17 protein-coding genes are annotated in these 21,764 nt (G+C 70.9%); 6 read left to right on the top strand and 11 right to left on the bottom strand.

The annotated features are described in order from the left end of the window. Positions 1-47: 47 nt before the first annotated feature. The 5 genes from OG718_RS34265 to OG718_RS34245 all read right to left on the bottom strand — a co-directional run bounded on the left by OG718_RS34265 (position 48) and on the right by OG718_RS34245 (position 4,581). Positions 48-1,079, bottom strand: a complete 1,032-nt coding sequence (locus OG718_RS34265; RefSeq protein WP_328845980.1) for an esterase-like activity of phytase family protein — start codon at positions 1,077-1,079, stop codon at positions 48-50. Between the two features lie 164 nt (positions 1,080-1,243). Continuing rightward, positions 1,244-2,107, bottom strand: a complete 864-nt coding sequence (locus tag OG718_RS34260; protein WP_143632400.1) for a calcium-binding protein — start codon at positions 2,105-2,107, stop codon at positions 1,244-1,246. Between the two features lie 248 nt (positions 2,108-2,355). Further along, a complete protein-coding gene (locus tag OG718_RS34255) occupies positions 2,356-2,955 on the bottom strand; it encodes an AAA family ATPase (protein ID WP_143632402.1) in 600 nt (199 codons plus the stop codon). Further along, positions 2,952-3,866, bottom strand: a complete 915-nt coding sequence (locus tag OG718_RS34250) for a serine hydrolase (protein ID WP_143632404.1) — start codon at positions 3,864-3,866, stop codon at positions 2,952-2,954. Before OG718_RS34250 ends, OG718_RS34255 begins: the two co-directional genes overlap by 4 nt. Positions 3,867-4,101: 235 nt before the next feature. Next, positions 4,102-4,581, bottom strand: a complete 480-nt coding sequence (locus tag OG718_RS34245) for a hypothetical protein (protein WP_328845979.1) — start codon at positions 4,579-4,581, stop codon at positions 4,102-4,104. Positions 4,582-4,850: 269 nt separating this feature from the next. Here OG718_RS34245 and OG718_RS34240 point away from each other — a divergent pair, with 269 nt between their 5' ends. The 3 genes from OG718_RS34240 to OG718_RS34230 all read left to right on the top strand — a co-directional run bounded on the left by OG718_RS34240 (position 4,851) and on the right by OG718_RS34230 (position 9,743). After that, positions 4,851-7,037, top strand: coding sequence for an ArnT family glycosyltransferase (locus tag OG718_RS34240; RefSeq protein ID WP_328845978.1), 2,187 nt, complete (start codon positions 4,851-4,853; stop codon positions 7,035-7,037). A 238-nt stretch (positions 7,038-7,275) separates the two neighbouring features. Further along, the gene (locus OG718_RS34235) at positions 7,276-8,079 is read left to right on the top strand and encodes an endonuclease I family protein (protein WP_328845977.1); all 804 of its coding nucleotides are present in this window, start codon (positions 7,276-7,278) and stop codon (positions 8,077-8,079) included. A 176-nt stretch (positions 8,080-8,255) separates the two neighbouring features. Further along, on the top strand, positions 8,256-9,743 hold the full coding sequence (locus OG718_RS34230; protein ID WP_328845976.1) for an FG-GAP and VCBS repeat-containing protein: 1,488 nt from the start codon (positions 8,256-8,258) through the stop codon (positions 9,741-9,743). A gap of 91 nt (positions 9,744-9,834) precedes the next feature. Here OG718_RS34230 and OG718_RS34225 read toward each other — a convergent pair whose 3' ends face one another. The 3 genes from OG718_RS34225 to OG718_RS34215 all read right to left on the bottom strand — a co-directional run bounded on the left by OG718_RS34225 (position 9,835) and on the right by OG718_RS34215 (position 14,054). Then, a complete protein-coding gene (locus tag OG718_RS34225) occupies positions 9,835-11,520 on the bottom strand; it encodes a thiamine pyrophosphate-binding protein (protein WP_328845975.1) in 1,686 nt (561 codons plus the stop codon). Beyond that, complete coding sequence (speB, locus tag OG718_RS34220) at positions 11,517-12,518, bottom strand: agmatinase (protein ID WP_306939960.1); 1,002 nt, start codon at positions 12,516-12,518, stop codon at positions 11,517-11,519. The genes OG718_RS34225 and speB overlap by 4 nt, the downstream gene beginning before the upstream one ends. Positions 12,519-12,581: 63 nt before the next feature. Continuing rightward, positions 12,582-14,054, bottom strand: coding sequence for a sodium:solute symporter (locus OG718_RS34215; RefSeq protein WP_143632425.1), 1,473 nt, complete (start codon positions 14,052-14,054; stop codon positions 12,582-12,584). A gap of 261 nt (positions 14,055-14,315) precedes the next feature. On the opposite strand from OG718_RS34215, the gene OG718_RS34210 reads away from it, so the two are divergent. After that, positions 14,316-15,923, top strand: coding sequence for a PucR family transcriptional regulator (locus OG718_RS34210; protein WP_328845974.1), 1,608 nt, complete (start codon positions 14,316-14,318; stop codon positions 15,921-15,923). Positions 15,924-16,304: 381 nt separating this feature from the next. After that, complete coding sequence (locus tag OG718_RS34205) at positions 16,305-17,132, top strand: phosphatase (RefSeq protein WP_143632429.1); 828 nt, start codon at positions 16,305-16,307, stop codon at positions 17,130-17,132. Between the two features lie 40 nt (positions 17,133-17,172). On the opposite strand, the gene tesB is transcribed toward OG718_RS34205, so the two are convergent. The 3 genes from tesB to OG718_RS34190 all read right to left on the bottom strand — a co-directional run bounded on the left by tesB (position 17,173) and on the right by OG718_RS34190 (position 19,994). Further along, entirely contained in the window at positions 17,173-18,045 is an 873-nt protein-coding gene (tesB, locus tag OG718_RS34200) for an acyl-CoA thioesterase II (RefSeq protein ID WP_306939953.1), read from the bottom strand. Between the two features lie 34 nt (positions 18,046-18,079). Then, positions 18,080-19,237, bottom strand: a complete 1,158-nt coding sequence (locus OG718_RS34195; protein WP_143632432.1) for an acyl-CoA dehydrogenase family protein — start codon at positions 19,235-19,237, stop codon at positions 18,080-18,082. A gap of 163 nt (positions 19,238-19,400) precedes the next feature. Further along, the gene (locus OG718_RS34190; protein ID WP_143632433.1) at positions 19,401-19,994 is read right to left on the bottom strand and encodes an SACE_7040 family transcriptional regulator; all 594 of its coding nucleotides are present in this window, start codon (positions 19,992-19,994) and stop codon (positions 19,401-19,403) included. Positions 19,995-20,125: 131 nt separating this feature from the next. Here OG718_RS34190 and OG718_RS34185 point away from each other — a divergent pair, with 131 nt between their 5' ends. Beyond that, positions 20,126-21,742, top strand: a complete 1,617-nt coding sequence (locus OG718_RS34185) for a carboxyl transferase domain-containing protein (RefSeq protein ID WP_328845973.1) — start codon at positions 20,126-20,128, stop codon at positions 21,740-21,742. Positions 21,743-21,764 lie beyond the last annotated feature (22 nt).

Genomic DNA, 21,764 nt, shown 5'->3' with positions numbered 1-21,764 from the left:
AATGGGGCGGTGGTCGTGCTGGTAGCCGGGGGCAGTCCGGGCAGCGGTCAGAGGCGGACCCGGAGGGAGTAGAAGCGGGTGATCTGGACCGGGTTCTGGTTGTCGTCGCTGACCAGAAGCAGGTTCAGACGGCCGTGGCTGCCGCCCGTGACGGCGAGCCCCTCGATGTTGTCGAGGAGCGGGTTGGGCTGGGGCTGCTTGGCCTGGGCGCCGAGTGAAGGACAGTTCACGAGGTCGGCGAGCGGGGTCTTGCGGACGAGGCGTACACCGCTCCGGCCGGTCAGCGTGTCGATGCCGGACGTGTCCGTGGCGCGGCGCAGATCGGCGAGGTAGAGGCGGACCGTGTTGCCGACGCCCGCGGTGAAGCCGCGTTCCAGGACGAGGAGGCGGCCGTCGGGGGTGGCCGTGGTCTCGGAGACGTTCAGACCGGCGTCGGTGCGGTAGCCGTACTGGGCGTCTAGAGCGAAGTGGCCCCGCTGCCGCTCCCAGGTCTGGAAGCGGACGATGCCCGTGGTGTCCCCCGCGAGGGAGCCCTCCATACCGGCCAGCAGGGTGCGGCGGCCGGGCAGGAAGGTCAGGCCCTCGAAGGTCTGGTTCGACGTGGCCCGGCCCGCGGGGGCGACCCTGAGCGCGTCCGGTACGGGGAGGCGGTCGAGGATGCGGCCGTCGCGGGCGTAACGGCGTATGGAGGGCTCGGTCTCGGAGGCCACCAGCCGGGTGCCGTCGCGGTCCACGGCCAGGCCCTCGGAGTCGAGCGCGGCACCGGTCTCGTCGGCGAGCGGGACGACGGAGGCGGGCCGGAGGGTCTTGCGGTCCAGGGTGAAGAGGGCGGACCTGTCGGAGACCGCGGCGATCCTGCCGTCGCGGTCCACGGCGAGCGCGGAGAAGTTGCCGACGAACGTGCCCTCGTACGTCGTCTTGTCGAGCGCGTCGGAGAAGCTCTCGATGGAGACGGAGGGTGAACAGGCGTTGCCGCGCCGGGTGTTGGCGGGCTGGGCGTCGGCGGGTGCTGCCGCGGTGAGGCAGGTGGCTGCCGCCAGGGCGGCCGTGACGGTGGCGAGGAGTGGTCTCAGGCGCATGGCGTCACGGTAGGCGGGCGTGGGTTGAGGGGGAGGGTACTGGCCGTTAATTCCAGGGAGTCGGCGGGGCGGTGGGCCTGAGGGACGGGGAGTCCTCGGGACCGGGGGGCCGGAGCCCGCGCGGGCGGCCGGAGCCCGCGCGACCTCCGGCGGGGCTCTCGCCCTCAGTCCTGGTAGACCTTGTTGTTGCCCGCGCCGCCGGAGAGCGTGTCGTTGCCCTGGCCGCCGTGGATCACGTCGTCGCCGGTGTTGCCGAAGATCGTGTCGTCGCCCCCCAGGCCGTACAGGGTGTCGTTGCCCCTGCCGCCGTAGAGGGTGTCGTTGCCGGAGGAGCCGCGCACGATGTCGTTGCCGTCGTCGCCGTACAGCGTGGTGTAGCCGAGGTCGTCCTCGCCGGTCACCGTGAGGGTGTCGTTCCCGGCACCGCCGCTGCAGTGGTACTCGCAGCCGGTGAGGATGGTGTCGTTGCCGGCGTCGCCGAAGGAGCCCTTGACCCAGACGCCGTCGATGCCTTCGAGGTGGTCGTCGCCGTCCCCGCCCTCGAGGACGTTCGCCCCCTTGCCCCGGATGACGTCGTCGCCCGGGCCGCCGGAGAGGGTGCCCTGCGTGAAGACGTCGTCTCCGACCGTCACGGTGTCGTCGCCGTCACCGAGGTCGACGTCGTAGATGTCCGAGTCGTCGGACCCCAGGGGCTCGGGCTCCACGCACTCGACGACGGTGCGGTCGGTCGCCGAGGGGTACGTGCACGCGTCCGTGGTGATGGTGATCTCGAACTTGTCCCGGAAGGTGACGAGGTAGTCGCCGCCGAACTCGTCCGGGTCGACGTCGATCGCCTTGGTGGAGATCCGCAGGTCGTTCACCTGTCCGGCGGCGGCCCGGTACCGGATGGCGCCGTCATAGCGCTCGACGGTGGCCGTGGAGGCCGTGTCCGCGCCGGTGTCCGCCTGGGCGACGGGCGCGGCGAGTACGGCGCCTCCCAGAGCCAGGACGAGGGTGGAGGTGGCGGCGATGCTTCGTAAAACGCGCATGCGAAAGAGACCCTTCGTGGAGTGCGTGCTGAACGGAGTCGACGGCGAGGGCGCCGGTGATGTCGTCGGGGCCCTCGCCGCGATCGGCGATCGGACGGCCGGTGCGGCCTGCGTGGTCCGTACGGTCCGTACGGGCCGTGTGGTCTGTGACGGGTGTGGCGGGTGTTGTTTCCGATCACCCATTCAGACAGCGGACCGGGGGTGAGGGTTGCACCGGAGAATCGCTTCTTTTCGCCGAACTCCGCAGGTCAGCGGGGGTTACTAGCACTCCTTGGTGAGCTCTTGCGGAAGCCCGGGTGAACGTTCTCCCTCATCGTGGAGGCGCCCTGATGCCGGATCATCGTCTTGACGAGTTTCGCGACCATGGCAGGCGGGACACCGGTCGTGTCGATCAACTCCGCCTCCCCGCGCAGCCAGAGCAGCGCCTCGTCGTAGTCGTGGAGATGGTCCAGGCGCCGCCGGCGGGAGCCGATGCTCTCCGGGTCCGTGTCGTTCTGGATGCGTTCGACGAGCGTGTTGTGGTCGGCGTGGAGGACGAAGTGACGTAAGGGGATGCCCGCTTGGACCAGTCCCGTGCGGATCTCACGCCAGTACGGCTTCTCCAGCACGGTCTGCGGCACGACCAGCGTGCCGCCCACATGGTCGAGCACCTGACGCGCGGTCTCCACCACGAGACCGCGCCACGGCGGGAATTCCTGGAAGTCGCGGGCCGGCTTCCCCAGGACGTGCCAGAGCATGTAGCCGACCTGTTCGGTGTCCAGGAGCCTGGAGTCCGGCAGGAGGGTGGTGAGTTGCCTGGCGGTGGTGGTCTTGCCCACGCCGAAGGTGCCGTTGAGCCAGATGATCATGAAGCGGGTACCGCCGGGAAGGCCTCCTGCGGGTCGGTCGTCGGCGTGTAACGCTTCGCTCTGGTCGGCACGAGATCCTTGTGGATGGCTTTGGCCACGGCCTGGATCGTCGTCACGCCGTAGTTCATGGTGCTGTTGCCGTGGGTCAGGATCGAGATCGTGTAGTCGTGGCCCGCGCCCTTGAAGGTGCCCACGCTGTGGACCCGCCAGCCGTGCGTGGAGCGGGACAGCCAGCCGTTCTTCACATGGACGGCGACGGAGGAGGGCGCTCCCGCCGGAGTGCCCCAGCGCTGCGAGGAGACGACCCTGCCCATGAGCTTGAGTACGTAGGCCCGGGAGTTGTCGCTCAGCACCGTGTTCCTGGCGGTGAGCAGCGCGAGGAGCTTCTGCTCGTCCTGGACCGTGATCTGGGTGAGGCCCCAGTAACCGTTCGCCCCCGGCTTGGTCCGGGTCATGCCGGCCGCGGCGAGGAAGCCCTTCACCTTCGTCGTGCCCAGCTGGTTCCAGAGCTTGGTGGTGGCCGCGTTGTCCGACTTGGTGATCATGGCGGTGGCCAGATCGGACTCCCGCTGGGTGAGATGGCGGTTGGTCTTCTTGGCGTCCCAGAGAAGCGTGGCGAGGACGGTCACCTTGACGACGCTGGCCGAGTCGTAGGCCTGGGTCGGTCTCAGCGTGCAGGTGGTGTCGGTGCTCCGGTCGTGGAGGCCGACGGCCACGGTGCCCCTGCGGTTCGCGAGGGCCGTGGTGATGTCCTTCTGCAGTTTGGTGGCCAGGGCCGGCTGGGCGGACGTGCACGTCGCCTGCGGTGTGGCCGCGGTCGCTGGTGTCACGGCCACGGTGAGCGGCACTAGGACCCCGGCGCCGAGGCCCGCGCAGAACACACGGGTACGCCGGGATATCCGGTGAGTCATCGAGTCATTCCATCCCCTTGGGTACATGCGAGCGCGCCTGGGCACACCCGCCTCTCTCGACTCACCGGGATGGCTGGGGGTTGTACGCGTGTACGCGTCTTCCTGGAAAGGAAGTCGGGCGGCCTTGGGACACGGAGGGGGCGACCGTGACGCCCTGAAGTGGGGACGCCCGAGGCGGCGCCGAAGAGCGAATGCCGGATCCCCCCTCGTGCGACAGCGGTCGCGGCCACTGGGGCTACTTCTGGGTGACCCGCTCGGCGATCCCCTTCTTGATCGTCACCTCCACCGTGAGGTTGCCTGCCTCGGCGGCCGCGTCCAGTTCATCGGCGGTGCACTTCTCCGCCTCCGAGGTCTCGGGGTCACCGCAGATGTCGCCGCCCGCGATCTCCGTGTCCTCGGCAACCCAGAAGGCCCGCTCCCCGACCAGCAGCTTGCCCGGCGCCAGAAACGTCAATGTGCCCGAGAACGTACCGTCCGAACCGGCCGGCGGCTCCGAGGCGTCGGCGCCACCGGAGGCCGCGGGAGAACCGGCAGAGGCCGAGGCGCTGGGAGAGTCCGAGGCACCAGCAGGTGAGGAGGAGGCACCCGATCCGGCCGCGGCGTCGGGGTCGCACGCGGTGAGGAACAGTCCCGTGGCGGCCAGGAATCCGACGGCAGCGAGCGTACGGAAGCGGGTGCGGCTGAGCGACATGTCGGGGTGCCCTTTCGGCGTCATGGCTTGTTGATCTCAACCCGTCAAACGCCTTACGCAGCAAGCCGGTTCATCGGCAGCCACTCCTGTTGCGCAGCCGGCATGAACCGCCGGTAACTGTTACCGGGCGCCCACCCCTGTGACCGTCCAGCCCTGTTGCCGGTCAGCGTTCTCTGTGACCGCCCGCCCCTTTACGTGTTCATACGCTTCCATGGGACCACCCTTCCTCCACTCACAGCCGGGCCCCAGGTTCAGCACAGCCCGCGCCCACACCGCTTTCGCACGATGCACGCGTGACATCTGCCACCGATCCGTACCCCCACGCCCCCGAGGTCGCCCAGGCCTCCCCCGCAGCAGACCGGGCCGCCTCCTCCCCGCCCCCCGCCGAGACCGGCGCGCGGCCCGGGAAGCCACCCCGCTGGTCGCTCCCCGCGCTGGTCGCGATCATGGTCCTGGCCGGGGTGCTGTACTCCTGGAACCTCTCCTCGTCCAGCCTGAACAGCTTCTACAGCGCCGCCGTGCTCAGCGGCACACAGAGCTGGAAGGCGTGGTTCTTCGGGTCGCTGGACGCGGGGAACTTCCTCACCGTCGACAAGCCGCCCGTCGTGCTGATGGTGATGGGGCTGTCCTGCCGGGTCTTCGGGTACGGCACCTGGCAGATGATGCTGCCGCTGGTCGCCTCCGCCCTCGGCACGATCTGGATCCTGCACGCGTCGGTCAAGCGGGTCTGGGGGCACGGCGCCGCGGCCGTCGCCGCGCTCGTCCTCGCGCTCACCCCGATCACCGTCGCCATCAACCGCGACAACAACCCGGACACTCTGCTCGTCTTCCTGATGGTCGCGGGCGCCGCCCTGGCCCTGCGCGCCGTCCACAACGGCAGGCTGCTGCCGCTCGTCGGCTCGGCCGTCTGCTTCGGCCTCGCCTTCAACACCAAGATGCTCCAGGGGTACATCGCCCTGCCCGCCGTCTTCGCGGTCTACCTGTACGCGGCCCGGGGCGGCTTGCTGCGCCGGATACGCAACCTCGCGGTCGCCGCGGTCGCCCTCGCCGTCTCCAGCTTCTGGTGGGCGGCGGCCGTGTCGCTGGTCCCCGCCGCCGACCGGCCCTACATCGGCGGCTCGACGGACGGCACCGCCTGGAACCTGATCATGGGCTACAACGGCCTGGGCCGCGTCCTCGGCGGCGAGGGCAACGGCGGCGGTGGAGGCGGTGGCGGAGGCGGCTTCTCCGGGACCGCCGGGATCGGCCGGATGTTCAACGAGGTGCTCGGCGGCCAGATCTCCTGGCTGCTCCCCTTCACCACCATCGCACTCGTCGGCGGCCTCGTACTGCGCGGCCGCGCCCCCCGTACGGATCTCACGCGGGCCGCACTGGTCCTGTGGGGCGGCTGGACCGCCCTGCACTACCTCACCTTCAGCCTCGCCGAAGGCACGATGCACCCGTACTACACGACCGCCCTCGCCCCCGGCATCGCGGCACTGTGCGGAGGCGGCGGGCTGATGCTCCTGCACGCCTTCCGCACCGACAGGAAGTGGCTGTGGGTCCTGCCCGTCGCGTTCGCCGCCACCGGCATCTGGGCCGTGGTGCTGCTGCGGCGCGCCTCCGGCTGGAACTCGTGGCTGTGGCCGACCGTCGCCGTCGTGATGGTCCTGGCGATCGTCGGACTCCTCCTCTTCCGGTCGGGCCGGCGCGTGCGGCTGCTCGCCGTCGCCCTGACCGCGGCCGTCGCAGCCTCCCTCGCCGGACCGACCGCGTACGCGGCCTCGGTGACCGCGAGTTCGGGCGGCGGCATGAGCGGTACGAACCCGACGGCCGGCCCCACCACGGGTGGCGGCATGGGCGGTGGCCCCGGCGGCGGTGGCGGTGGCGGCCGGGGCGGCTTCCCCGGCGGCCGCCAGGCACCGGGCGGCCAGCAGCAGGGCGGTCAGCAGGCGGGCGGTGAGGCCCCGGGCGGCGGCCAGACCGGCACCCCGCCGAACGGCACCTCCGGCACCGGCGAACAGGGCGGCGACGCCACCTCCCGCCCCGGTGGCACGGGCGGCGGCGGTGGCATGGGCGGCGGTCCCGGCGGCGCCGACAGCGCGATGGTCACGTACCTGGAGAAGCACCGCGACGGCGCCAAGTGGCTGGTGGCGGTGTCCAGTTCGCAGAGCGCGGCCCAGCTGATCGTCAGCACGAAGCAGCCCGTCATCTCGATGTGGGGCTGGTCCGGCAGCGACAAGGCCATGACCCTCGCCAAGCTGAAGGAGCTCGTGAAGAAGGGCGAGCTGCACTACATCGTGCTCGGCGGCGGCATGGGCGGCGGCGACAGTGCAAGCTCCGAGGTGACCGCGTGGGTCCAGGAACACGCGACGGCCGTGAAGGCGAGCGAGTACGGCAATGCGTCGTCCGAGTCCTCCGCGGACTCCGACAGCTCTGACAGCTCTGACAGCTCCAACTCCCAGGCGCTCTACCGCCTGGACGCCGCGGACGTCAATTAGGGCGAACCCTCCCCCGACCGGGGAGAACCCTCGCGTCGCGCAGCCCCTGGACCGGGAACGGCCAGGGGTTGCGTCGTATGCGAGAACGTCACACAAACGCCTCCTTCCGGTTACACGAGTGACCCCATGTCCATGTCACGCTCCCGATTGACCGAAGTGTCAACACGCGTAGAACGCGGGCCCGTTGAGCAGGATCCCGCATCCCGGCGCGTGTCCGTTCCCGGGAAAGGGCACCCCCATGTCCGTTGCGCACAAAGGCAGTTGGAAGGCGCTGGCGGTAGGCGTTTCCGCCGTCCTCGTCGGCCTCACGCTCCCGACGGTCGCCGCGCCCCCCGCCGCGGCGACGACCACCGCGTACGACGACACCTACTACGCGGGCGCGATCGGCAAGACCGGCACGGCCCTCACGAGCTCGCTGCACTCGATCATCAGCGACCAGACCACGATCTCGTACTCCGCGGTCTGGAACGCGCTCAAGGTCACCGACCAGGACCCGAACAACAGCAGCAACGTGGTCCTGCTGTACTCCGGCATCTCCCGGAGCAAGACGCTCAACGGCGGCAACACCGGCAACTGGAACCGCGAGCACGTGTGGGCCCAGTCCCACGGCGACTTCGGCACCTCGGCCGGCCCCGGCACGGACCTGCACCACCTGCGCCCCGAGGACGTCCAGGTCAACAGCATCCGCGGCAACAAGGACTTCGACACGGGCGGCAGCAGCTTCACCAACAGCGGCGGCAGCCTCACCGACTCGAACTCCTTCGAGCCCCGCAGTGCCGTCAAGGGCGACGTGGCCCGCATGATCCTCTACATGGCCGTCCGCTACGAGGGCGACGACGCCTGGGAGGACCTGGAGCCCAACGACGCCGTCACCAACGGCAGCGTCCCGTACCACGGCCGCCTCTCGGTCCTGAAGCAGTGGAACGAGGCGGACCCGCCCAGCGCCTCCGAAGAGCGCCGCAACGAGCTCATCTACTCGGACTACCAGGGCAACCGGAACCCGTTCATCGACCACCCCGAATGGGTCGAGGCGATCTGGTAGACCGACGGTGACCCGCGCTGAACTCCCTGTGACAGAAAGGGAGTTCAGCGCCACACCTGTCCCCTCGGTTACGAACCCATGACATTGGGGCGTACAACCGGGGGCGCTCGGATCGAGTCGAACTCACTGAACGCGAGATTCCGCGTGCAGAACCGACCGACTCGAAAGGCTCACGTATGTCCCGAGCACACCGCCGAACTCGTACCGCGCTCACCGCACCCCTGGCAGCCGCGGTGCTGCTCGCCGGAGGATTCGGCGCCATGGCCCTCACCGGGGGCTCGGCGCAGGCGGCCACCGGGTCCGCGGACGCGCAGGACGACTTCAACGGCGACGGATACGCCGACCTGGTCGTGTCGGCCCCGGACGCCACGATCTCCAGCAAGACCAAGGCGGGCTACGTGGCCGTCACGTACGGCTCCGCCAATGGCGTCTCCGCCGCCAACAAGAAGCTCATCAGCCGCTCCACCAGCGGCGTTCCCGGCTCCGCCGTCGCGAGCGAGCGCTTCGGGACCAACTTCACCAAGGGTGACCTCGACGGCGACGGCTTCAGCGACCTGGTGATCTCGGGCGGCAAGGCCGGCTCCGTCATCCTGTGGGGCTCCGCCTCCGGACTCACCGGCGGCACGACCATAGCCGGGTACGGGCAGTCCCCCACGACCGGCGACTTCGACGGCGACGGCAAGACGGACCTCGCCCTGTTCGAGCAGGTGACCTCCTTCGGCGACGAAGCCCCCAGCAGCGCCGCCGCCGTGTGGAAGGGCCCGATCTCGCGGACCGGCACGCCCACCGCCGTCCTGCCCGTCCTGGACAAGTCCCTGTGGTGGGGCTACGACGCCGACGACGCCTCCTGCGCCACCAACGGCGGCTGCGAGGAGGACGCCGACTCCATCAGCGGCCCCTACACCTCCACCGAGACCGGTGACGTCAACGGTGACGGCAAGGACGACATCGTTGTCTGGGATTACAAGGGCGACGGCGTCTACGGCAACCGCCTGCTCCTCGGTGGCGGCAGCACGGGCTTCAAGAGCGGCTGGGTCCCCGGTGAGGCCGCCGGCAACAGGACGGGCACCGGCGTCGGGGACGTCAACAACGACGGCTTCGACGACGTCGTGGTCGGCAACGACTGGGGCAGCGGCACCGTCAAGGTCGCTCTCGGTTCGGCCACCGGCCTGTCCTCGGACCGCGTCCAGACCTTCAACCAGGACAGCCCCGGGTTCCCCGGAGTCGAGGAAGAGGAGGACGAGATCGGCGCGTCGGTCTCGGTCGCGGACGTCACGGGTGACGGCTACGCCGACATCGCGCTCGGCATCCCGGGCGAGGACATCGGCGACATCTACGACGCCGGCTCGATCGCCCTGGTCCCCGGCAGCGCCTCCGGCGCCACGGGCGCCGGAACGAAGACCTTCCATCAGGACACCGCCGGTATCCCCGGAGTCGCCGAGAACAGCGACGAGTTCGGTGTGAGCACCGCTCTCCTGGACCTCAACGGCGACGGCCACGCCGACCTCGCGGCCGGTTCCACGGCCGAGAACGAGCAGAACGGCGCGGTCTGGGTGCTGAACGGCACGGCGAGCGGCCTCACCGCCACGTCGTCGTTCGCGTTCGGCGCCGGTGACCTCGGCGCACCCGCCACCGGTGTGCACTTCGGCGCGTTCCTGCGCTGACCGATCGATCCACAGCACTGCGGTGGGGCGGCCTGGTGCCGCCCCACCGTCATGTCCGGAACAGGCCCGGGCGGTGGCCCGCCGGGGGATGTCAGTCCAGATGCGTAGGCGCGAACATCCGCAGCAGTGCCGGCAGCACGACCACCGAAGGGCCGGGCGTGGCAAGGGACTTGGCGAGGTCGTCGGCGAGGGTGTCCGGGGTGGTCCGTACGCCTGGTACGCCGAAGGACTCCGCGAGCGCCACGTAGTCGGGGCGGGACAGTTCCGTCGCCGTGGACTGGCCGAAGGCGTCGGTCATGTACTCGCGCAGGATGCCGTAGCCGCCGTCGTCGACGATGAGCCAGGTCACGTCGAGGTTGTGCTGCCTGGCGGTGGCCAGTTCGGCGATGGAGTACAGCGCGCCGCCGTCGCCGGAGACCGCGAGGACGGGGTGGGTCGGGTCGGCGACCGCGCCGCCGATGGCCGCCGGAAAGGCGTAGCCGAGGCCGCCGGCGCCCTGGGCGGAGTGCATGGTGTTCGGCCGGCGGGCATCGAAGGCGGACCAGGCCCAGTAGGCGAGGATCGTCATGTCCCAGAAGCTGGCCGATCGGTCGGGCAGGGCCTCGCGGACGGCGGCCAACACCAGCTGCTCCAGGGTCAGTTCCTGGGAGTCGATGCGCTCGCGGACGAGGTCGAGCACGGTCCGTACGCGGTCCGCGGCCGCCGCGTCCTCCCGTACGGGCACGGTTTCGAGGAGCGCCGACAGGGCGAGGCGGGCGTCCGCGTGGATGCCGAGGGCCGGGTGGTTGGACTCCAGTTTGCCGAGGTCGGCCTCGATCTGGATGACGCGGCCGCGGGGCTTGAACGTGTAGTAGTTCGAGGAGAGTTCGCCCAGGCCCGAGCCGACGACGAGCAGGACGTCGGCGTCCTCCAGGAAGTCCGTGGTGTGCCGGTCCTCCAGCCAGGACTGGAGGGAGAGCGGGTGGTTCCAGGGGAAGGCGCCCTTGCCGCCGAAGGTGGTGACGACGGGCGCGTTCAGCCGCTCGGCGAGCTGACGCAGCTTGCCGGACGCGTCGGACCGTACGACCCCGCCGCCCGCGATGATCGCCGGGCGGGCCGCCTTCGAGAGCAGGTCGGCGGCCACGGCGGTCAGTTCGGGGCGGGGCGGGAGGTCGTGGGGCGCGGCGTCCGCGGCCGTGACGACGGGCAGTGACGTCTCGGCGAGCAGCACGTCCTGCGGGATCTCCACCCACACCGGGCCGTGCGGGGCGGTCAGTGCCGACTCCCAGGCCTCGGCGATCGCGGACGGGATCTGCGACTGCGTACGGACCGTGTGGACGGACTTCACGACGCCCCTGAACGAGGCCTGCTGGTCCGGGAGTTCATGCAGATAGCCGTGCCGTCCGCCGCCGAGTCCCGCGCTCGGGATCTGACTGCTGATGGCGAGGACGGGCGCACTCGCTGCGGCCGCCTCCTGGAGCGCGGCCAGCGAGGTCAGCGCGCCGGGGCCGGTCGACAGGAGCAGCGGGGCGGCCTCGCCGGTGATCCGGCCGTACGCGTCCGCCGCGAACCCGGCGTTGTTCTCGACCCGCAGGCCGATGTATGCGAGGTCGGAGCGGCGCAGCGCGTCGAACATGCCGAGGGCGTGCTGGCCGGGCAGGCCGAAGACGGTGGTCGCGCCGAGACCGGTGAGGGTCTCCACGACGAGGTCTCCGCCGTTGCGTCCGGGCGGCGGGTTGAGTGCGGCCTCCGTCTGCGCGGCGGTCGGGCGGAGCACCAGGTCGTGGTCGTGGGTCACTTGGCGTCGGTCTCCTCGGGCGCCTGCGCGGTCTTCTCGCGGGCCTGCGCGATCTGGCGGGACATGATGGTCGTGAGCTCGTACGCCGTGTGGGAAGCGGCGACGGAGGTGATCTCGGCGTGATCGTACGCGGGGGCGACCTCCACGACGTCGGCGGAGACCAGGTGGCAGGAGGCGAGGCCGCGCAGGATCTCCAGGAGTTCGCGGGAGGTCATGCCGCCGGCCTCGGGAGTGCCGGTGCCGGGCGCGTGGGCCGGGTCGAGGCAGTCGATGTCGATGGAGATGTAGAGCGGACGGTCGCCGATGCGCTGGCGCAGCTGGTCGGCGACCTCGTCGGCGCCGCGCCGGTAGATGTCGGCGGAGGTGACGATGCCGAAGCCGAGCTTCTCGTCGTCGGTGAGGTCCTGCCGGCCGTAGAGCGGGCCGCGCGTGCCGACGTGGGAGAGGGCCTCCGTGTCCAGGATGCCCTCCTCGACGGCCCGGCGGAACGGGGTGCCGTGGGTGTACTCCGCGCCGAAGTACGTGTCCCAGGTGTCGAGGTGCGCGTCGAAGTGGAGCAGCGCGACCGGACCGTGCTTCTTGGCGACCGAGCGCAGCAGCGGCAGCGCGATGGTGTGGTCGCCGCCGAGGGTCATCAACCGGGCGCCGGTGCCGAGGAGTTCGTCGGCGGCACCCTCGATGGTGTCGACGGCCTCGTTGATGTTGAACGGGTTCGCGGCGATGTCGCCGGCGTCCGCGACCTGGGCGAGGGCGAAGGGCGAGGCGTCCTGGGCCGGGTTGTACGGCCGCAGGAGCCGGCTCGCCTCGCGGATCGCGTTGCCGCCGAAGCGGGCCCCGGGCCGGTACGAGACGCCCGCGTCGAACGGCACACCGACGACGGCGACGTCGGTGGTGCCGACCTCGTCGAGCCGGGGCAGCCGGGCGAAGGTCGCGGGGCCCGCGAACCGCGGCACGCGGGACGAGTCGACGGGGCCGCGGGGCGTCTCGTAACTGCTCATGGGGGTAATGCCTTCTTTCCTGCGATTCACACGCTTCATCGCGTATGTGCTGCTTCTCCGACTCTACTGGTGAGCCGGAACCGATTCGGACACGGGTTCGGAGCCGCGGCCCGCGAGCCGCTCGCGCCAGGCTGCGAGGACCGCCGGGTCGGTGGCGGGAGTGGCCAGCGAGACGATCACGTAGACGGCCAGGGAGGAGAGGAGCCCGTAGTAGATGGGTTCGTTGGCGAGGATTCCGTAGGACGCCATGAGGCCGATCACCGCGAGGCCGCCGACCGCGACGGCGGCGAGGGCGCCCTGGGCGGTGCCGCGCTTCCAGAGCAGACCGCCGAGGATGGGCACGAGGAGACCGCCGACGAGCAGGTTGTAGGCGACGGTCAGTGCCTCGACGACGTTGTTGAGCGCGATCGCCGTACAGATCACCGCGACGCCCATGATGAGGATGAAGGCGCGGTTGCCCCTGACCTCGTCGCGCTCCTCGTCGGGGGCGCCTGAGGCACCGGCGACGGCTCCGCGCAGCCGCGACCAGATGTCGTTGTTGGCGACGGTCGCGCAGGCGATGAGGGCTCCGGAGGACGTGGACATCACGGCGGCGAGGGCGGCAGCGAGGACCAACCCCCGTACACCCATGGGCAGTTCGTCCTTGACGATGGTCGCGAAGGCGTCGTCGGCGCTGCCGAGCTTCGGGTAGAGCACCTTGGCCGCGGTGCCGATGACGGCACCGGCGAGCGCGTAGACCAGGCAGTACGTGCCCGCGACGGTGCCGCCCCACTTGGCGGTGCGGTCGCTCCCCGCGGTGAACACGCGCTGCCAGATGTCCTGCCCGATCAGCATGCCGAACGTGTAGATCAGCACGTACGTGAAGATCGTCTCTCCGCCGATGCCCAGCGGGTCGAAGTACTCGGTGGGCAGCTGCGCCTTCATCTCACTGAACCCGCCGGCCTTGACGACGGCGATGGGGAGCAGGAGCAGCAGCACACCGATGGTCTTGACGACGAACTGCACCATGTCGGTGAGGGTGATCGACCACATGCCGCCGAGCGTCGAGTACGCGACGACGATCGAGCCGCCGAGGATGATCGCGACCGTGCGGTTCATGTCGAAGAGGACGTCGAAGATCGTGGCGTACGCGATGGTCGACGTGACCGCGAGCATGAGGGTGTACGCCCACATGACGACGCCGGAGATGACTCCGGCCCGGCCGCCGTACCGGAGATCCAGCATCTCGGAGACCGTGTAGACCTTCAGGCGGGCGATGCGGGCCGAGAAGAAGACGGAGAGGGCGAGGAGACCGAGGCCGATGGTGAAGACCATCCAGGCGCCGGAGAGCCCGTACTGGTAGCCGAGGCCGACGCCGCCGATGGTGGACGCGCCGCCGAGGACGATGGCGGCCATGGTGCCGGAGTACATCGTCGGGCCGAGCCGCCGTCCGGCGACCAGGAACTCGCTCTTGGACTTGGCGCGGCGCATGCCCCACCAGCCCACGGCCAGCATGCCGACCAGATAGACGACGATCACTGTGTAGTCGACGGCCATTGGGGGCTCCTCTTCGCGCGTTCGGTGGCGTGTCGTGCGGGTGGGTGATGGGGGTTCGCCGGTGGCTGACCGCTCGCGTCGTCGCACGGCGCCGCCGGGTGACGTCTTCGTACGACGTCCTCGGCATGGCGTCGTCACGTGACATTCGCGTGGCGTGTTCGCGGGGACATCCGCCCGTACCCGCGGCCTCCGGTGGGGACGACCCTAGGTGGCCGGAAAGCAACGAAGAAGTGTACGTTTCATCCACGCTCACCGGATCTGATGGAGGAAACGTCCACCATGCCGGACTCTGCCGTTCCGGGCCCCGCCCCCGCTGTCCCACCCACACCTCCCGTCCCTCTCGCCGCGCTGCTGGCCCGGGAGGACCTCGGTCTGCGGCAGATCGCGGGGCCGCGGGATTCGGCCACGGTGATCCACTGGGCGCACACCTCGGAGATGGCGGACCCGTACCCGTATCTGCTCGGCGGCGAGCTGCTGCTCACGGCGGGGGTGCACGTGCCGGAGGCGGCGGGCTCGGGCACCTACTTCGACGACTACGTCTCCCGAATCGTCGAGGCGGGCGGCGCCGCCCTCGGCTTCGGTGTGGCCCCGGTGCACGACACGGTCCCGCGCGCCCTGGTCGTGGCCTGCGACGACTACGGGCTGCCGCTGGTGGAGGTCCCGCCCCGCACGACCTTCTCCGGCGTGGCCCGGGCGGTCTGGCAGCTCATGGCCCAGGCCCGCCACACCGAACTGCGCCGCGTCACGGAGGCCCAGCAGAGCCTGGCCGCCGCCGCGGCCCGCCCGGACCCCGTCCCGTCGGTCCTGCGGCAACTCGCCCAGCGGGTGGGAGGCCGGGCCGCGCTGTACGCCCCGGACGGCGGGGAGGTGGCTTCGGCGGGGCGGGTGCCGGGGGTGGGCGCGGGCGGGAGTTTGGACGGGGGTGCGGGTTCGGGCTCCGGCTCCAGCTCCGGCTCGGAGGTGAGCGAGGCGCTGGCGGGGCTGGTGGCGGTGGTGCGGCCGGCTACGGGGAACGGTTCCGGAGCCGGGGGCGTGAGCGCGGGCGGCGGCCCCACCCCCTCCTCCGCCAGTGACACCGCCGCAGGTGTCCACCTCGCCGCGTACGCCCTCGGCACCGGGCAGGGTTTCGTGCTGGGCGTGGCCGCCCCGCGCCGCGATCCCGGCGACCACACGATCGCGTCCGTGGGCGCGGTGCTCCTCTCCCTCCTCACCGGGGAGCACCAGAGCAGCACGGGTGCCGCCCGCTCCTCGGCCCTGGTGCGGCTGCTGCTCGGCGCCGCTCCGGAGGAGGTCGCGCCGCTGCTGGGCGGGGGTGAGCGCTGGGTGGTGGTGCACGCGCGGCCGGACGGTCCGGCGCCGGACGCCGTCACCGCGTCCGCGCTGGGGGCGGCGCTCGGTTCGGCGCTGGTGGACGTGGACGGTGACGTCGTACGGGTCCTCGTGGCCGCGGGCCGCCGTGAACTCGCCGTCCAGCCGGGCTGGACGTGCGGAGCGAGTGCCCCGGTCGGCCCGCACGAGTGGGCGTCCGCGGACACGCAGGCGGCGCGTGCCCTGTCCCGCGCGAGGGCGACCCGCACTCGCCTGGTCCGCCACGGCGAACACCCGGGCCTCGCCGGCCTGGTCCCGCCGGACGAGGCCGCCGCCCATGCCCGTACGGTGCTCGCCCCCATCACCGCGAACCCCGCTCTCACGGAGACCCTCCGCACCTGGCTCTCCCTGCACGGCAGTTGGGACCGTACGGCGGTCGCCCTCTCCGTCCACCGCAACACGGTCCGCCAGCGCATCGCCCGCTGCGCGACCCTGCTGTCCACGGACCTGGACGACCCGGACGTCCGCATGGAGCTGTGGTTCGCCCTGCGGCAGGCGTAAGGCGTTCTTCGCCCCCGCCGCCCTTACCCTCCCCCACTCTCGGCTTCGCTCGAGCGGGGGGACCCCCATCGTCCCTTACTCAGGGGCTCCGCCCCCGAACCCCCGCTCCTCAAACGCCGGAGGGGCTGGGTGGGTGGGGCTGATGACGGTGAATGGCTAACCGTGCGCGGACGGGCAGCCGTGCGCGGACGGGGTGAAAAGCAGGGGCGCAGCCCCGCTTTTCAGGGGCGCGGGGAACTGCGCGACCAGCCACACACCACCCGCACCCGGCACACAACCCCGCCCACCCCACTCCACCGCGCCCCAAACCCCGAGTGACCCATGTCCCACGGTTCGATACACCGGCGCCACCCAGCGGAGCGCACCGGCAGAATGGGGGGCATGCCGATACCCGGGACCCCCAGCCGCGCCGACCTTGTCGACCACCTCGTACGGACGCGTATCGCGGGCGACGTAGCCACCCCCCGCGAGAACAACCTCTCCCACTACCGCAAGCTGGCGAACGGCGACCGCAACTACTGGCTCGGCCTGGAGCTCGGCGACCGCTGGACCGACGAGCAGGACGTCCTGGCGGTCATGGCCGAGCGGTGTGGCGTGAACGACGACCCGGAGTACCGCTACGGCCAGGACACCATCGACCCGGACCTGACGGTCGACGCCCTGGAGCGGATGGCGGGCCGGCTGCGCAAGGCGGCCGCGGGCAAGCAGCGGGTGCTGTTCGCGACGGGCCACCCGGGCGGCCTCCTCGACGTGCACCGCGCCACCGCCGCCGCCCTGCGCTCCGCCGGCTGCGAGATCGTCGTGATCCCGGACGGCCTGACCACGGACGAGGGATACGTCTTCCAGTTCGCGGACGTCGCGGTCCTGGAGCACGGCGCGACGCTGTGGCACACGCACTCGGGCGAGCCGATGCGCGCGATCCTGAAGGCCCTGGAGGGCGAGGGCCGCCCGCTGCCCGACCTGGTCGTCGCCGACCACGGCTGGGCGGGCTGCGCGGGCCAGCTGGGCGTCGACTCCATGGGCTACGCGGACTGCAACGACCCGGCCCTGTTCCTCGCGGAGTCCGAGGGCACGGTCCAGGTGACCATCCCCATGGACGACCACGTCACGAGCCCCCGGTACTACGACCCGATGACGGCATACCTGCTGGACGCGGCGGGCCTCACGAACACCGATTCGGACACCGACACCGACACCAGCACCGGCTGAGTTCTCTCCGTCCGCGCCCGGCAGGCACCGTCGGCCCCCGTCACCGCGGAATCCGTACAACGCCCTCCTGGATCACCGTGACCGCCAGCCGCCCGTCCTGCGTGTAGATGCGGGCCTGACCGAGGCCCCGCCCGCCGGAGGCGGACGGCGACTCCTGGTCGTACAGCAGCCATTCGTCGGCGCGGAACGGCCGGTGGAACCACATCGCGTGGTCCAGGGAGGCCCCGACGACGTCTCCCGTGACCCAGCCGCCGCGCCCGTGGGCGAGCAGCACGGAGTCGAGGAGCGTCATGTCGGAGACGTACGTGGCGAGGCAGACATGCAGCAGTGGGTCGTCCGCGAGCTTGCCGTTGGCGCGGAACCACACCTGGGAGCGCGGCTCGCGGGCCTCCCCGACGCTTGCGAACGGCGGCGCGTCGACATAGCGGAGGTCGACGGCCTCGCGTGCCTCCAACAGCCGGTCCACGACACCCTGTTCGCGGTACAGGTCCGCGTACCGCGGCAGCAGCTCGGCCGCCGTCGGCAGGGTCTCCGGATCGGGCGCGGCCGGCATGTCGGCCTGGTGCTCCATGCCCTCCTCGTACGTCTGGAAGGACGCGGAGAGATGGAAGATCGGCTGCCCGTGCTGGACGGCGACCACCCGGCGGGTCGTGAAGGACCGGCCGTCGCGGATCCGGTCGACGGTGTAGACGATCGGCGCGCCCGGGTCCCCGGCGCGCAGGAAGTACGCGTGCAGGGAGTGGGCGAACCGGTCGTCGGGGACCGTGCGGCCCGCGGCGACCAGTGCCTGCGCGGCGACCTGCCCGCCGAAGACGCGGGGGACGACGGCGAACCGGGACTGGCCGCGGAAAATGTCCTGCTCGATCTGCTCCAGGTCGAGCAGATCGAGCAGGGCTTCAAGTGCCTTACTCATGCTTCGGTTGTACCGTGCGGTAATTTCGCGGACCTTACAGACCCATGTCCTTGGCGATGATCGACTTCATGATCTCGCTGGTCCCGCCGTAGATGCGGTTGACGCGGTTGTCCGCGTACAGCCGGGCGATCGGGTACTCGTTCATGAAGCCGTAGCCGCCGTGCAGCTGGAGGCAGCGGTCGATGACGCGGTGCGCGACCTCGGTGCAGAAGAGCTTCGCCGACGCGGCCTCGGCCGGCGACAGTTCGCCCGCGTCGAGGGCCTCCAGGGAGCGGTCGGCGACCGCCTGCGCGGCGTCCACCTCGGCCTGGCAGGCGGCCAGTTCGAACTTGGTGTTCTGGAAGTGCGAGACCGGCTTGCCGAAGACAGTGCGCTCAAGCACGTACTCCTTGGCGAACCGGACGGCCGCCGCGGCCTGCGCGTACGCGCCGAAGGCGATGCCCCAGCGCTCGGAGGGCAGGTTGCCACCGAGGTAGTAGAAGCCCTTGTTCTCCTCGCCGAGGAGGTCCTCGACGGGCACCTTCACGTCGACGAACGCCAGCTCGGCGGTGTCGGAGGTCTTCAGGCCGAGCTTGTCGAGCTTGCGGCCGATGGAGTAGCCCTCGGCCTTCGTGTCCACGGCGAACAGGGAGATGCCGTGGCGGCGGTCCTCGGCGCTGGGCGCGTCGGTGCGGGCGCAGACGATGACGCGGTCGGCGTGCACGCCACCGGTGATGAAGGTCTTGGAGCCGTTGAGGACGTAGTGCGAGCCGTCCTCGGAGAGCTTCGCGGTGGTCTTCATGCCCGCGAGGTCGGAGCCGGTGCCCGGCTCGGTCATCGCCAGCGCCCACATCTCCTCGCCGGAGACGAACTTCGGCAGGAAGCGCTTCTTCTGCTCGTCGGTGGCGAGCGCCTTGATGTAGGGCAGGCCAAGGAGCACGTGCACACCGGAGCCGCCGAAGGAGACACCCGCGCGGGCGGTCTCCTCGTACATCACGGCCTCGAACTTGTACGAGTCGATGCCGGCGCCGCCGAACTCCTCGTCCACGCGGATACCGAAGACACCCAGCTCGGCGAGCTTGTAGTAGAAGTCGCGCGGCGCCTGGCCGGCTGCGAACCACTCGTCGTAGACGGGAACGACCTCGGCCTCGATGAAGGCCCGGAGGGTCTCCCGGAACGCCTCGTGGTCCTCGTTGAACACCGTACGGCGCACCGCCGCACCTCCTTGCGCCTAAGCCGGCGCCGCTCTCGCGTACGTGGTCGCTCGCCGTGGGGGTGCCTCAATTGATGGTTGCGGTTCCACGGCTAAGCGCTTGCTCATTCACCGTACCGGCGAGTAGGCGGCAGCGTCCAGAGGAGCACCCGCGTAACGCTCGTCACGCCGACGCGGCGGCCGCGAAGGCACCCCTGGCCATTCGGTGCAGCAGTTCCGCCGTGCCCGCGCGGCCCGGGAGGGAGCCGGGGCGGCCCAGGTGGGGGGTGGAGTTCAGCAGTCCGAACACCGAGTGCACCGCCGAGCGGGCCGCCGGTTCCGCCAGCTCCGGGTAGACCTCCCGGACCACCTCCACCCACAGCTCGACGTACTGCCGCTGCAGCTGCCGCACCAGCTTGCGGTCGCTGTCCCGGAGGCGGTCCAGCTCGCGGTCGTGCAGGGTGATCAAGGGGCGGTCGTCGAGCGCGAAGTCGATGTGCCCCTCGATGAGCGAGTCGAGGAGCGCCTCGGGATTCCCGTCGGACTCCGACAGACGGCGCTTGCCGCCGGTCAGCAGCTGTCCGCTGATCCCCACCAGCAGCTCGGCGAGCATCGCGTCCTTGCCCGGGAAGTGCCGGTACAGGCCGGGGCCGCTGATGCCGACCGCCGCCCCTATCTCGTCGACCCCGACACCGTGGAAACCGCGCTCGGCGAAGAGCCGCGCGGCCTCCTTGAGGATCTGCTCGCGGCGGGTGGGGGCGTCGGTTCTCGTGGCCATGGACGCAATTCTAGACAGGGAGGTTAGCGCTCGTTAACCTGAAGGAAACGCGTTAACGCTCATTAACTTGGTTCATGGGCGGCGACGGCCTGGTTCATGGACCGGTGACCACCGGGTGAGGGGACCGCAGAATGCACGAGGCACCGGAGCTGACGACCGCGGCAGACCCCGCGGCGGAGGCCTGGCGGGCCAACGAGGAGGCGCACCGCACGCTCGTCGACGAGCTGCGGCGCAAGCTGGCCGCGGCCCGTCTCGGCGGCGGTGAGCGGGCCCGCGCCCGGCACACCGCCCGCGGCAAGCTGCTGCCGCGCGACCGCGTGGACACACTCCTCGATCCCGGCTCACCCTTCCTGGAGCTGGCCCCGCTGGCGGCCGACGGACTGTACGAGGGGCAGGCCCCGGCCGCGGGCGTCATCGCCGGGATCGGCCGGGTGAGCGGCCGCGAGTGCGTGGTGATCGCCAACGACGCCACGGTCAAGGGCGGCACGTACTACCCGATGACGGTGAAGAAGCACCTGCGCGCCCAGGAGGTGGCCCTGGAGAACCGCCTCCCCTGTGTGTACCTGGTGGACTCGGGCGGCGCCTTCCTCCCCATGCAGGACGAGGTCTTCCCCGACCGCGAGCACTTCGGGCGGATCTTCTACAACCAGGCCCGGATGTCGGGGGCCGGGATCCCGCAGATCGCGGCCGTCCTCGGCTCGTGCACGGCCGGCGGGGCGTACGTCCCGGCGATGAGCGACGAGGCCGTGATCGTGCGGAACCAGGGCACGATCTTCCTCGGCGGCCCGCCCCTGGTGAAGGCCGCGACGGGCGAGGTCGTCACGGCGGAGGAGCTGGGCGGCGGCGAGGTCCACTCCCGGGTCTCCGGCGTCACGGACCACCTCGCGGAGGACGACGCGCACGCGCTGCGGATCGTACGGACCATCGTCTCCACCCTCCCCGACCGCGGCCCCCTCCCCTGGTCCGTCGCACAGGGCATCGAGCCGAAGGTGGACCCGGCCGGGCTGTACGGCGCGGTGCCGGTGGACTCGCGCACCCCCTATGACGTGCGCGAGGTCATCGCGCGCATGGTCGACGGCTCGCGGTTCGCGGAGTTCAAGTCGGAGTTCGGGCAGACCCTCGTCACCGGCTTCGCCCGGATCCACGGCCACCCGGTCGGCATCGTCGCGAACAACGGCATCCTGTTCTCCGAGTCCGCCCAGAAGGGCGCCCACTTCATCGAGCTGTGCGACCAGCGCGGCATCCCGCTGGTGTTCCTGCAGAACATCTCGGGCTTCATGGTGGGCCGCCAGTACGAGGCCGGGGGCATCGCCAAGCACGGCGCCAAGATGGTGACCGCGGTGGCCTGCACCCGCGTCCCGAAGCTGACGGTGGTGGTCGGCGGGTCGTACGGCGCGGGCAACTACTCGATGTGCGGCCGGGCGTACTCCCCGCGCTTCCTGTGGATGTGGCCGAACGCCAAGATCTCGGTCATGGGCGGCGAACAGGCCGCGTCCGTCCTCGCGACCGTCAAGCGCGACCAGTTGGAGGGGCGCGGCGAGTCCTGGCCGGCGGAGGACGAAGAGGCCTTCAAGGACCCGATCCGCACGCAGTACGAGACCCAGGGCAACGCCTACTACGCCACGGCCCGGCTCTGGGACGACGGTGTGATCGACCCGATGGAGACCCGGCAGGTGCTGGGACTTGCCCTGACGGCTTGCGCGAACGCCCCGCTGGGTGACCCCCAGTTCGGCGTCTTCCGGATGTGAGGGGACAGACGTGAGGGGACGA

The sequence above is a fragment of the Streptomyces sp. NBC_00258 genome (assembly GCF_036182465.1).
Classification (GTDB): domain Bacteria; phylum Actinomycetota; class Actinomycetes; order Streptomycetales; family Streptomycetaceae; genus Streptomyces.
This window is presented reverse-complemented; position numbering and strand designations above follow the sequence as displayed.

What these genes read in the sequence shown, in the direction of transcription:
- OG718_RS34235 (WP_328845977.1), top strand. Translation starts at nt 7,276, where the DNA reads ATGTCCGTTGCGCACAAAGGCAGTTGGAAGGCGCTGGCGGTAGGCGTT.
- OG718_RS34245 (WP_328845979.1), bottom strand. Translation starts at nt 4,581, where the DNA reads ATGACGCCGAAAGGGCACCCCGACATGTCGCTCAGCCGCACCCGCTTC.
- OG718_RS34260 (WP_143632400.1), bottom strand. Translation starts at nt 2,107, where the DNA reads ATGCGCGTTTTACGAAGCATCGCCGCCACCTCCACCCTCGTCCTGGCT.
- OG718_RS34205 (WP_143632429.1), top strand. Translation starts at nt 16,305, where the DNA reads ATGCCGATACCCGGGACCCCCAGCCGCGCCGACCTTGTCGACCACCTC.
- OG718_RS34210 (WP_328845974.1), top strand. Translation starts at nt 14,316, where the DNA reads ATGGAGGAAACGTCCACCATGCCGGACTCTGCCGTTCCGGGCCCCGCC.
- OG718_RS34230 (WP_328845976.1), top strand. Translation starts at nt 8,256, where the DNA reads ATGTCCCGAGCACACCGCCGAACTCGTACCGCGCTCACCGCACCCCTG.
- speB (WP_306939960.1), bottom strand. Translation starts at nt 12,518, where the DNA reads ATGAGCAGTTACGAGACGCCCCGCGGCCCCGTCGACTCGTCCCGCGTG.
- OG718_RS34250 (WP_143632404.1), bottom strand. Translation starts at nt 3,866, where the DNA reads ATGACTCACCGGATATCCCGGCGTACCCGTGTGTTCTGCGCGGGCCTC.
- OG718_RS34190 (WP_143632433.1), bottom strand. Translation starts at nt 19,994, where the DNA reads ATGGCCACGAGAACCGACGCCCCCACCCGCCGCGAGCAGATCCTCAAG.
- tesB (WP_306939953.1), bottom strand. Translation starts at nt 18,045, where the DNA reads ATGAGTAAGGCACTTGAAGCCCTGCTCGATCTGCTCGACCTGGAGCAG.
- OG718_RS34215 (WP_143632425.1), bottom strand. Translation starts at nt 14,054, where the DNA reads ATGGCCGTCGACTACACAGTGATCGTCGTCTATCTGGTCGGCATGCTG.
- OG718_RS34255 (WP_143632402.1), bottom strand. Translation starts at nt 2,955, where the DNA reads ATGATCATCTGGCTCAACGGCACCTTCGGCGTGGGCAAGACCACCACC.
- OG718_RS34265 (WP_328845980.1), bottom strand. Translation starts at nt 1,079, where the DNA reads ATGCGCCTGAGACCACTCCTCGCCACCGTCACGGCCGCCCTGGCGGCA.
- OG718_RS34185 (WP_328845973.1), top strand. Translation starts at nt 20,126, where the DNA reads ATGCACGAGGCACCGGAGCTGACGACCGCGGCAGACCCCGCGGCGGAG.